Raw genomic sequence first — 10,961 nt, forward strand, 5'->3', positions numbered from 1 at the left:
AGGTTGTGCCTGGTGGCCAGCGTGTCGGGGTGCTCCGCGCCGAGCACCCGCTCCCGCACCGGCAAGACCTCGGCGAGTTGATCGCGCGCCCCGGCCGCATCTCCGGCCCGCCCCGTCCAGTGGGCGAGGTTGTGCCTGGTGAACAGCACCTCGGGGTGCTCCGCGCCGAGCACCCGCTCCCGCACCGGCAAGACCTCGGCGAAGCGGTCGCGCGCCCCGGCCACGTCCCCGGCCTGTCCTGTGCAGTGGGCGAGGTTGTGCCTGGTGGCCAGCGTGTCGGGGTGCTCCGCGCCGAGCACCCGCTCCCGCACCGGCAAGACCTCGGCGAGTTGATCGCGCGCCCCGGCCACGTCCCCGGCTTCCCCCGTGCAGTAGGCGAGGTTGTGCCTGGTGGCCAGCGTGTCGGGGTGCTCCGCGCCGAGCACCCGCTCCCGCACCCGCAACACCTCGGCAAACCGGTCGCGCGCCCCGGCCACATCCCCGGCCTGCCCCATCCAGTGGGCCAGGTTGCTCCGGGTGGTCAGCGTGTCGGGGTGCTCCGCGCCGAGCACCCGCTCCTGCACCGGCAGCACCTTGGCGAGCTGGTCACGGGCTCCGGCTGCATCCCCGGCCCGTCCTGTCCAGCGAGCGAGGTTGTGCTGGGTGCCCAGTGTGGCGGGGTGCTCCGGGCCGTGCTGGTTGAGGGTGTGACGGTGGATGCGCTGCTGGATGTCGAGCCCGGTGGCGGCATCGCCGCTGGCTTGGAGGTAGTCCAGCAGGTCCTGCCATGCGGCCGGCTCGTACGGCAGGACGGCACGGGCATGGGGCAGCAACTGTCGATACAGCGGCCACCACGCCGACGCGTGAGGTCGGCCGGGCAGGGTCACGGAGATCAGCTCGGCGGCCTGGTGGCGTAGCCGGGCGCGCTGGTCGTCGCCGAGGCCGCTCCAGATGACGGCTTGCACGAGCCGGTGCACGCTCACGCTCTCCTGCCCGACGTCGTTCGGCATGTCCGCGGGGCCGGCGGCGGGGCGGGTGGTGATGGTGATGAGGCTGTAGGAGGCCAGCAGCGCCAGGGCCTCGTTGACCGTCTGCTCGTCGCGGTCGGCTCCGGCCAGCACCAGGCAGGGCAGGTGATCGGGCGCATAGCAGGCCAGCAGGTTCAGCAGCCGTCCGGCCAGCGGGTCGAGCTCGGTGACGCGGGTCCGGCTGAGCTCCCACGCCTTGGCCACCACCCGCTCGGCGTCGGTGCCCGCGGGCGCGGCCGCGTACATGCGGGCCGGTGTCTGCTTCAGCAGGTGCAGGTAGCCGGCCAGGGTGCAGCGCGGAGTAACGGTGATGTAGGTGCCCGCTTGGGTGAGAGCGAGCGGCAGGTCGCCGAGCTCGGCGGCGAGCTCGTCCAGCGCGACGGCGTTGGCGGCGTCGGGTGGGCCGATCAGATCGCCCAGCAACCGGACCGACGCCGGCCGGGCCAAGGTCTCCAGCCACAGCGGGGTGATGCCCAGTTGCCGCCAGCCGACATCACGCCGGGTGGTGATCAGCACCTGTCCCCGCGTCAGCCGGGCCAGGTACGGCTCCACGTGGGCGGGCTCTTCGACGTTGTCGAGCACCAGCAGCCAGCCCGTGCGGCCGGCGAGCCAGGCCAGCGCCCAGGCGGCGGCCTCCTCCGGCGAGGCCTGCCCGGCCGCCACCGAGTCGACACCCGCCGCCACGGCGCGGGCCAGTGCGGCCAGTCCGGCTTCGATCTGGGCCGGGCTGTCGGCGTCGATCCACCACACCAGGTCGTAGTCCAGGCGGCGGGCGAAGGCGTACTGCAACGCCAACTCGCTCTTACCGACGCCGCCCAGTCCAACCCGGCTGACCACGACCCCCGCCCGGGCACCGGCCTCCAAAGCCGCCGCCAGCTGCTCCAGCGCGCGCTCGCGGCCGGTGAACCAGGCCGCCGGCCGGCGCGGCAACCCCAACAGTCCAGCCGGCACCTCCACCAGGGCCGGTGACGGCAGCGGCGGTCGCCGTGCCCCGTGCAGGTCACCGGTGACGATCATGCCGGAGTTGTCCCGCAGAGCAGCCGAGCGCGGCCCGCTCGCTTCCGCTCGCCATTCCTGGCGATCACCCGCCTGGCCGGGATCGTCATGTGCGGTCACACCGCAACACTGACCAATCACACCATCCCCGGGCAACCGACTCAGCGAAACCGGCCCGTAAGCCACATCGGTCGCACACCAGGGCCACGAAACGACCTCCGGGTCGGCGCTCAGCGGGCCAATAGATAGACGGCGACGGAATGAACGGCCAGATTGACGCGAGAACCGGTCGGTGACCGACGTGCTCAGGCGTAGCGGACGTTTCGCCCCGCTGCACTAAACGCCTCCCATCCGCAAGAGCAGCCATGACAGTTGACAGGGGCAACCGCCGGTGTTCGTCTCCAGACTTACGCCGGCGACCACGCCGCTGCGCCCCACGGGTCGCGCCCTGTGGCAAGGCTTGCCTGCTGATGTCCGGGATTCGCGGCCGGGCGCGAGGCTGTTACGGGCCCGAATCGACGAAGATGCGCCAACTGGGCACCCTGCGCCCCCACGACGCCCGCCACACCTTCGCCTTCCAGCTCTCCCAAGCCTCCGGCCACAACCGCGCCGAACTCGAACGCCGCCTTGGCCACGCCAACGACCGCTACCTCAAGATCTACACCAACCCACCCGACGGCATCGCCGCCGGCTACATCGAAGACCTCTGATCACACGCCCTGCGCCTCGCTCTGATACAAGCGTCTACCTGCACAGACAGTCTCGTTTGGGTCCTGTGACACGATTCTTACAGGTACCCCACCCAGCAGACCGGCTGGAAACCTGGCCCCATCGCCGGTTACACCGCCGCCGCGCTGCCCCTGCTCGCCCAGGCCCGCGCCGTCCTGGCCACGGCCGTCGCCGCCGACTGAGCGGCGGGAGCCACCTGGGACGAGATCGCCGCAGTTCTGGACGTCAGCCCTGACACCGCTGCCCGTCACCACCGCACCTGACAGCGGGCCGGCCCGCGCAAGTGTGACTTCCGTCTCACGAAGCAACCTGGACAGCGAGTATGCATGGAAGAGGTATGCGATTCACGACTCAACGAGCGGTGCAAGAACCAGCGCCACTCCCGCAGGGAGTGCCGCCTGCTGCGGCCATGGATGAGGCTGTCGTGGCCGACCTGTTCCTGACTCACCGGCTGGGCCTGGTCCGGTTGGCGTTCCTGCTGGTGGGCGATCAGCAAACGGCCGAGGACGTCGTCCAGGACGCCTTCGCGGCACTACACCGCCGATGGAGCCGGTTAACCCACCATGATCGAGTGCTGCCCTACCTACGGGCGAGTGTGGTGAACGGATGCCGCATGGTTCACCGGCGCCGATCCATCATGAGCAGGTTCACCGGCGACCGGCAGACGCCATTTCGGTCGGCGGAGGCCGTCACGTTGCTCGGAGAGACGCGCCGGGAGGTGTCCGAAGCAGTACGCGCCTTACCCCGCCGCCAGCGAGAAGCCGTGGTGTTGCGCTACTACCTCGACCTGTCCGAGGCAGAAATCGCCGAAGCCATGGGAATCAGCCGTGGCACAGTGAAATCGACCGTTTTTCGAGCCCTGAAGGCACTCACCGTCAAACTGGAGGGAAACCGATGACGTCATGGCTCGAAGATCAGCTCCGGGATGCCCTCACCGCCGACGCCGAGCAGATTCGCCCGGAAACCTTGCGCCCTGCCGAACAGGCGGCGCGAACAAAGACCATTCCCACGCGCCGGTTCGTCCTGGCGGTCCCGCTCGCAGCCGCGCTCGTCGTCGTGGTCATCGGCACAGTCGCCGCCATCGTGGCCGGAACAGGAGGCACCACCCCAACCGGGCCCGCAACGCACACCCTCACTGGCCCGCGTTTCCTGTTGATCGCTGACAATGACGGCGTGACCGTCCACGACGCCCGCACCGGGAAGGCCGCGAGCCGGCTCGAACTGCCCCCGACCCCGGAGAGAAGCTTCCGCGAGCCCGGTGGATACCTGCTCGCAGGCGCTGGCGACGGTGCGACCTTCTACATCGCCCAGAGCGTGAAGTCCCGCGAAACACAGGTAAGCAGCACAAGGTTCTACCGAGCCCGGGTCGATGAACAAGGCAAACCAGCCGAGTTGGTTCGCGACGTGATTCCCAAAGTGATCGGTACAACAGCAAGCTCCCTTGCCGTTACCAGTGACGGCACTCGACTCGCCTACAGCCTCGACGGCAAGGTATGCGGTCAAGGAAAAACGTTGCGCTTCTGCCCCGGAGCGCAGCTCACGGTCGTCGATCTGCCCGCGAGCAGGACACGAACATGGACGACGAACATCGCAGGACAGATCGAGAGCCTTTCCTGGGCCGCCGATCGCCGCACGCTCGGCCTAGTGGTCAAATCTGAGGCTCGGGTTCTGGACACGACCGCCTCTGGCACCACACTCGGGACCAGTCAGGTCATAGCTCAAGGAAAGGAGGCCACCGCCTCGGCGATCAATCCGAACGGACGCAGCATGCTGATCGGCCACATCCAACTGTCTAATGGTCGGCAACCGCATCGCTACACCATAGACGAGTACTCCGTCCCGGACGGACGCAAACTTCGCACCCTGTTGAGCAGGGACCACGACGGCAACGAAGGCGGGCGCTGGAGCCTGATCCGCTACGACGGCACCGGGCACCATTTGCTGCTCGCGGGGAACTTCGATCCACTGAGCAGAGTCGATGACGGACGGGTCACGCCCTTGATCCGCCCCGGATCTCCCGATGCCTTGGGGCACCGATCAGAGATCCAGGCGGCTTGGTAACCAGCCCTAGACGGAAGTAGAAGTTGGGGGAACAAAGCTCGAACAGCCAGCGAAGCCTACGCTCGGCACGCGGCTAAACGATCACATATCAGGGTTCGAAGACCACCTCTCAGCTGTGGCTAGGTGAGACCCGCTAGACGATCTCCGACCTATCCGCGGGTTTCGCGTCCATCGGCCTGTCGACCGGCTCGTGGATGGCGTCGAAGAACGTGGAGTTGGCCGGTATCGACCGGGCCGACCGCTGGGGCATCTTCATCAGCCAGTGGGCGCCACCTTCTTCGCCGTCGGCCTAGCCCTGCAGGGCGTGCCGGTACACGGCGAAGGCGTCCGGCAACCACTCCGGCTCGGCGACCGCCTCAGGCCCCGGATCCGCCGGACGGCGGTAGCGGCCGCACTCCCAGATCGCGAGCTTGGGCCAGGGGTGGACATGACGGCCGCCGCCGTCGACCACGTGGACCTGGGCCAGCCCGGCCGGGTCGGCCAGGGCGTCGCTGTGGTCCCAGACGTGGACCTTGGCACGGGTTGCCGAAGTCGGTCAGGGCGTCGGCGATCTGCTGGGCAACGTCGGCCCGCGAGCACCAGGCGGCGGTGAACCAGGTGTACGTGCCGCGCTCGCAGACCTCGTACAGCAGTGCGGCCGCCACCGGGTGGCCGGGCTTGTCCTGGTCGGCGGCCAGGTCAGCGCGCTACTGGCGGGCGGCGACGCTGTACGGCTCGCCGGTGCGCTCCATGCGGGCTTCTTCAAGGCAGCTCCGCCCTGGAACAACGGGTACGGTGCGCGGCGGCCGGCGCCTGGGCGGCGGCCGTGCACTGTGCCGTGCCGGGTTACGACGGGTTGCGCCAGGAGGAGACGTCGACGAGCCGGACCAGGCCGCGGTGGCCTTCGTAGTTGCTGTAGCCGCCGTAGGCGAGGGTTTTCTGGTCGGGGCTGAAGGCGAGGGCCTCGACGCTGCTGATCTGGGAGTGGGTGAGGACAGCCAGTTGCCGGCGGGTGGCGGGGTCCCACAGACGTACGGCGTTGTCGCCGCTGGCGCTGGCCAGGAGTTTGCCGTCGGGGCTGAAGGCGAGGTCGCTGACAGCGTTGGTGTGGCCTTGGAGGGGGTCGCCGATAAGCAAGCGGGTGGCGGGGTCCCACAGCCGTATGGAGTAGTCGCTGCCGCTGGCCAGGATCTTGCCGTCAGGGCTGAAGGCCAGGGCGAGGACGGGCCAGGTCTGGCCGGCGATGGGGACCCCGACGGGCTCGCGGGTGGCGGTGTCCCACAGCCGTATGGCGGGGTCTTGGGAGCCGTTGGAGCTGTCGTTGTCGCCGCCTGCGCTGGCCAGGAGTTTGCCGTCCGGGCTGAAGGCCAGCGCGTACACGCCGGTGGTGTGGCCGGTCAGGGGGCCGCCAATGGGCTGGCCATTGGCGGGGTCCCAGAGCCGCACGGTGGTGTCGTCGGCTTCGGCGGTGTTGGGGTTGTAGCCGCCGGCGCTGGCCAAGAGCTTGCCGGCCGGGCTGAAGGCCAGCTCGGTGACGATGCCGGTGTGACCGGTCAGGGGGCCGCCCACGGGCTGGCCGGTGGCCGGGTTCCACAGCCGTACAGTCCGGTCATCGCCGGCGCTGGCCAGAAGCTTGCCGTCCGGGCTGAAGGCCAGCGCGTTCACAATGCCGGTGTGGCCGGACAACTCGGTGCCGACCTGGAGGCGGGCTTGGGGATCCCACAGCTGGATCGTGTCGCCTTGGGTGGCGATCGCCAAGAGCTTGCCGTCGGGGCTGTAGGCGAGCGCGGTGACAGCCAAGGTGGTGCGGGTCAGCCGGTCCGGGTCATACAGCTGCCAGGCGACGACGGCACCGGTGACGATGGCGGCCGCGACAACGCAGCCGACGATGAGGAGCCCGAACTTGGAGGTGAAGCCGACCATGACCACCCGGTTGGCCCGCCGGTCGGCGGGCGCTGTCCGCGGGCTGTCCGCCCTGGTGGGAGCGGTGTCCGGGCCGTCCGGGCCGTCCGAGGTGTCCGGGGTGTCCGCGGGGACGTCCTGCCCGATGAGTTCGAGACCAGCCGGCGCGGGCGGGTCGACGCGTTCGGCGCCTACGCGCTCGGGACCGGCGGCGGGGGCGGTGGTGGTGGTGTCGATCAGTTCGCGGCGCAGCCCGCTCAGGCCCGCCGCCTCGTCGGCCAGGACGTCATCGAGGCGGGACAGGATCTCGTTGCCGGCTTGCTGGTCGAAGGAGTCCATCAGCTTCTCCCGCGCCTGCGGCCCGGACCCGGACCTTGGCGGGGGCGAGGTGCCTGGGGTCAGTGACGGCGGCGCATCCAGGGTGCGCAGCAGCGTCTGCACCTGCTGCAGGGCCTCGTCTTTGAGGCGTTCGGCCTGGGCGCGCTGGCGTTCGCTTTGGTCCAGGCGGCGGCTGGTCTGCTCATACAGCTGTTCGGCCGCCTCCAGCCGACGCTGGGTGTCCTCGAGCTCCTGGCGGATGCGGATCAGGTCGCCTTCCAGGTCGGTGTGCTGGCGGCGTTCGGCCAGCAGGCTGTCGCGCTCGCCCCGCAGCGTGTCGCGTTCCTGGGTGAGCTCGGCGACCGCGTCGGCGAGCTGGTCCAGCATCTGCAGCAGGCCGGTGCTCAACGCCTGATGCCGGCTGACCGCCAGCTGCGCCCGGGCGAGCACATGCTGGCGGCCGGCGACCTCGGCCAGCAGCGCCACCCATTGGCGGACCTCGGCCGGCACCACCTGGCCCGCGTGTTCCTCGGCCACTGCCTCCACCGGCACCGGCAGCAACGTGGCCCGGTCGGGATCGGCGGCCTCCCACAGCGGCCGCACCTTGGCCCGCAGTACCTCCAAGGCCTGCTGGTCGCGGCCCGCGCACGCGGTCAGGAACGCCTCGACGAACTTCCAGTCCGGCCGGCGGGAGCCGTTGAGGTTGGCGGAGATGACACTGCGGCTGTGCGGGATCTTCTGCGCCAGCCCGCGCACCGTCTGCCCCCGCTGGTCGGCGATCGCCCGCAACGTCGCGGCCAGCTCCCGCACCTGCACGTACTCACCGCGCAACGGACCCCAAGTCGCCACCGCCCACGGCCCCTTCCCATCCCGGCCCATGATCCTCGGCGGACGTCCGGCCCTGTCCGCTCTTGTGCTGCGACAACACCGGGCCAGCCGGGCGGACACATCTCATCACGCCTATACCGGCGTTAGCAGGCCCATCACCACGGGCGTGAGGAGATCGCAATGAACCACCCCGCCGCCCAGCTCACCGCCACGCCATCGCCGCCCGCTCCCGGCGCGCCACCCTCACCCGGCCCACCCCCATTACGGCCCCAGCTGCCACCTCCCCGACCGGGCCGGTCCGGGCGCTGCCGGAAACGGGGGCGGGGCGACCAGGCTGGGGTGAGCCTGGCCGGGCCCTGAGTCTGCACAGCACCGCTATCGGGACGCCTCCAGCTTGCCCTCAGACGGGGCTGTGAAGGCTTGATGCTCGGGATGGGTGGGGCGGCCTGCCGTGCTACGCGCTGGCGGTGGTCAGCGGCGAAACAGCAGCCGCAGCAGCCGCCAGGCACGGGTACGGCGGGCCGAGTCCTTGGAGTAGAGGTAGACGCCGGACAGCACAGCCAGCGCGGCGGTGGCGGTCAGAGCGGCGAGGGTGAGCTGAGGCATCATCGGGGTGGGGTGTCCCTTCCTGCGGTGTGGGCGCCCCCGCGGTGCCCCGGGGCCGGTCACGGGTGACATCGGTCCGGCCCGGGCGCCGCTCGCCTCGGGGCGCGGCCGCTGCCCGAGGGACGGGAGCGGCTGGTCACCACTGTGCGGCGGCAGCCACCCTGTCGCGAGAGGCGCGGACAAGGTCTGACGTGCGACAACGAAACGTTCCGGCCCGTGACGATCGCTGACACGGGACGAACGTCCGGCACCGTCCGCTGACGATCGCGAACAGCGAAGGGCCCGGATTGCCGCACTCGGGCTTTACATCCGCTTACGGCCTGGGATGCTCGGTCTCACCATGAGCGAACACGACGGCACCCAGCGCGCGCCGCACCTGCTGGCCCTGGCCGAGCTGCGGGCGGCGCTGTGGCAGCTGTACGGGCAGGCCGGCGAGCCCAGCATGCGGCAGAGCGCCAAGGACACCGGCGGGCAGATCAGCCACACCACCGTGCACGCCGTCCTGCAATGCAAAAAGCGTCCCGCCTGGCGCCACCTCGACCTGGTGGTGACCGCCTGGGGCGGCCAGGCCGAGGACCTGCGCCCGCTCTGGCTGCAGGCGCGCCCTCCTGCCCCGGGCGCTGCGCCGCCCGAGCCCGCCGGCCCTCCGCTGGAGAGCCCAGCCCGGCCGGCCCCCAGCACGGCGGAACGCGTCCGAGACCTCTTGGCCGAGCTGCTGGCGCTGGTCGCCTCGGAACGTTCTGCCGAGCATCGGCAGACCTTGGCCGTCCAGCGCCTGCTCGCCGACCGGGTGGGAGAGGCGGGGGATGCGGTCGGCGCCCGGGACCTGCTGACCGCGCTGGTGCCGATCCATAAGCGGGCGCTCGGCGCCGAGCACCTCCACACGCGGGAAGCCCAGCGCGACCTCGCGCGCTGGGTGGGAGAGGCGGGGGATACGGCCGGTGCCCGCGACCGGTTCGCCGAGCAGGTGCACATCCATAAGCGGAAGCTCGGCGCCGAGCACCCCCAGACGCTGGAAACCCGACGCGCCCTCGCCGACTGGCGGGGGCGTACGGGAGACACGATCGGTGCCCGCGACCTGCTGGCCAAGCTGGTGACGATCTATGAGCGGGTGCTCGGCGCCGAGCACCTCCAGACGCTGGAAACCCGGCGCGACCTCGCGCGCTGGGTGGGGGAGGCGGGGGATGCGGTCGGTGCACGGAACCGGTTCGCCGAGTTGGAGCGGGTCTATGAGCGGGTGGTTGGCGCTGAGCACCTCCAGACGCTGGAGACCCGGCGCTCCCTCGCCAAGTGGCAGGGGCATTCGGGGGATATGGACGGCGCCCGGAACCGGCTGGCCGAGCTGGTGACGATCTATGAGCGGGTGGTTGGCGCTGAGCACCTCCAGACGCTGGAGACCCGGCGCCTGCTCGCCTACTGGGTGGGGATGGCGGGGGATGCGGTCGGTGCACGGAACCGGTTCGCCGAGTTGGAGCGGGTCTATGAGCGGGTGGTTGGCGCTGAGCACCTCCAGACGCTGGAGACCCGGCGCTCCCTCGCCTGGTGGGTGGGGGTGGCGGGGGATGAGGAGGCGGCCTGGGTCCGGCTGGCCAAGCTAGCGGTGATCCATGAGCGGACGTTCGGCGTCGAGCACCCCAACACCGTTCGTGCTCGACGTGACATGGACATCTGGGCAGACCGTGCTGGCGTAGGACACGAGCTGACCACTCCCCAAAGGGGGCTGGAGCGCGACTCTACCAATCGGTGATCATCTCAGCCACTCTAGGCGCATCCTTCTCCGTCCTGGGAGGGGTGCTTCACGACGGTCCCGCAACAATCTGCCTTCATGATCCTCGAGCAGCCGTCACGCCGCACTGCGCTGTTACTTCTGGCCGACATTTCTGACACTCACCCGCACGGAGCGCTGTTCAAACTGACCGACAAACGCTGCTACTCGTCACCGACGTAATCAACCAAGCAGGTGGCCGACCGCGAGTGCACCGCCGAGAACTACCGCGCCCTCGGCGTCTTCCCCGAGACCGTCGCCGACCTGGCGCCGCACCCAGCCCGCAAGCTCACCTCCGCCCAGCGGCGGGTGCTGGCCGCCGCCTTCGCCACCGCAGCCGATGCCGCCGCCCGCCGAAATCCGGGCAGCTTCGTCTACCCGAGCGTCAAGAACGAGCCAGGGCTGCGCGGCGGCCGGGTCGCCTTCGGCGACGTCATCGCCCTCGACGACGTGCGCTACGTCCGCGACCTGCCGGTGAACGGCACGGTCACGCTCTCATCGGACGGCCGCGCCACAGCCACCCTCACGGCCGAGACCGGCGGCCACACCCACGACATACGCATGACCTGGACGGCCTTCTCCACAACCCCGACCCTGACCGGCACCTTCGACGACATCCCCATCAACTGACCCGGCCGCTGCCCGGGCCGCTTCCGCCCGGTCACCGGAGCGGCCCCCGGGGTCGACCGCCCGCCCGTCGCCATCGCTGGCCAGGGTGGCGAGGTCGGTGTAGGCGTGGGCCAGGTCGGTGGTGAGGGCGGACAGCAGAG

At 70.3% G+C, this 10,961-nt stretch carries 10 protein-coding genes; 5 read left to right on the forward strand and 5 right to left on the reverse strand.

Features of this window, described 5'->3' with window-relative positions; genetic code table 11:
• Window positions 1-2,123, reverse strand: a 2,123-nt coding sequence (gene fxsT, locus ACIBI5_RS53050) for an FxSxx-COOH system tetratricopeptide repeat protein (RefSeq protein ID WP_397259276.1), incomplete at its 3' end; no start/stop codon positions are given.
• 404 nt (window positions 2,124-2,527) lie between these two features.
• Between fxsT and ACIBI5_RS53055 the strand changes: the two genes are divergently transcribed.
• The 3 genes from ACIBI5_RS53055 (at window position 2,528) to ACIBI5_RS53065 (ending at window position 4,793) form a co-directional block, all read left to right on the forward strand.
• On the forward strand, window positions 2,528-2,713 hold the full coding sequence (locus ACIBI5_RS53055) for a tyrosine-type recombinase/integrase (protein WP_397259278.1): 186 nt from the start codon (window positions 2,528-2,530) through the stop codon (window positions 2,711-2,713).
• A gap of 428 nt (window positions 2,714-3,141) precedes the next feature.
• The gene (locus ACIBI5_RS53060; RefSeq protein ID WP_397259280.1) at window positions 3,142-3,630 is read left to right on the forward strand and encodes an RNA polymerase sigma factor; all 489 of its coding nucleotides are present in this window, start codon (window positions 3,142-3,144) and stop codon (window positions 3,628-3,630) included.
• Window positions 3,627-4,793 (forward strand): hypothetical protein, encoded by a 1,167-nt coding sequence (locus ACIBI5_RS53065; protein WP_397259282.1) that lies wholly within the window; start codon window positions 3,627-3,629, stop codon window positions 4,791-4,793. The genes ACIBI5_RS53060 and ACIBI5_RS53065 overlap by 4 nt, the downstream gene beginning before the upstream one ends.
• 133 nt (window positions 4,794-4,926) lie before the next feature.
• On the opposite strand, the gene ACIBI5_RS53070 is transcribed toward ACIBI5_RS53065, so the two are convergent.
• The 4 genes from ACIBI5_RS53070 to ACIBI5_RS53085 form a co-directional block, all read right to left on the reverse strand.
• Window positions 4,927-5,049, reverse strand: a complete 123-nt coding sequence (locus tag ACIBI5_RS53070; protein ID WP_397259284.1) for a hypothetical protein — start codon at window positions 5,047-5,049, stop codon at window positions 4,927-4,929.
• Window positions 5,050-5,082: 33 nt separating this feature from the next.
• A complete protein-coding gene (locus ACIBI5_RS53075; RefSeq protein WP_397259286.1) occupies window positions 5,083-5,244 on the reverse strand; it encodes a hypothetical protein in 162 nt (53 codons plus the stop codon).
• A 374-nt stretch (window positions 5,245-5,618) separates the two neighbouring features.
• Window positions 5,619-7,841, reverse strand: coding sequence for a helix-turn-helix domain-containing protein (locus tag ACIBI5_RS53080; protein WP_397259288.1), 2,223 nt, complete (start codon window positions 7,839-7,841; stop codon window positions 5,619-5,621).
• Between the two features lie 450 nt (window positions 7,842-8,291).
• Window positions 8,292-8,429, reverse strand: coding sequence for a hypothetical protein (locus ACIBI5_RS53085; protein WP_397259290.1), 138 nt, complete (start codon window positions 8,427-8,429; stop codon window positions 8,292-8,294).
• Between the two features lie 337 nt (window positions 8,430-8,766).
• Here ACIBI5_RS53085 and ACIBI5_RS53090 point away from each other — a divergent pair, with 337 nt between their 5' ends.
• On the forward strand, window positions 8,767-10,173 hold the full coding sequence (locus ACIBI5_RS53090; protein ID WP_397259292.1) for a tetratricopeptide repeat protein: 1,407 nt from the start codon (window positions 8,767-8,769) through the stop codon (window positions 10,171-10,173).
• Between the two features lie 213 nt (window positions 10,174-10,386).
• Window positions 10,387-10,821: a hypothetical protein gene (locus ACIBI5_RS53095; RefSeq protein WP_397259294.1), complete on the forward strand. Its 435-nt coding sequence runs from the start codon at window positions 10,387-10,389 to the stop codon at window positions 10,819-10,821.
• Window positions 10,822-10,961 lie beyond the last annotated feature (140 nt).

This window comes from Nonomuraea sp. NPDC050540, assembly GCF_044457485.1.
In the GTDB taxonomy this organism is placed as follows: domain Bacteria; phylum Actinomycetota; class Actinomycetes; order Streptosporangiales; family Streptosporangiaceae; genus Nonomuraea.

What these genes read in the sequence shown, in the direction of transcription:
- ACIBI5_RS53085 (WP_397259290.1), bottom strand. Translation starts at nt 8,429, where the DNA reads ATGATGCCTCAGCTCACCCTCGCCGCTCTGACCGCCACCGCCGCGCTG.
- ACIBI5_RS53060 (WP_397259280.1), top strand. Translation starts at nt 3,142, where the DNA reads ATGGATGAGGCTGTCGTGGCCGACCTGTTCCTGACTCACCGGCTGGGC.
- ACIBI5_RS53055 (WP_397259278.1), top strand. Translation starts at nt 2,528, where the DNA reads ATGCGCCAACTGGGCACCCTGCGCCCCCACGACGCCCGCCACACCTTC.
- ACIBI5_RS53090 (WP_397259292.1), top strand. Translation starts at nt 8,767, where the DNA reads ATGAGCGAACACGACGGCACCCAGCGCGCGCCGCACCTGCTGGCCCTG.
- ACIBI5_RS53065 (WP_397259282.1), top strand. Translation starts at nt 3,627, where the DNA reads ATGACGTCATGGCTCGAAGATCAGCTCCGGGATGCCCTCACCGCCGAC.
- ACIBI5_RS53070 (WP_397259284.1), bottom strand. Translation starts at nt 5,049, where the DNA reads ATGAAGATGCCCCAGCGGTCGGCCCGGTCGATACCGGCCAACTCCACG.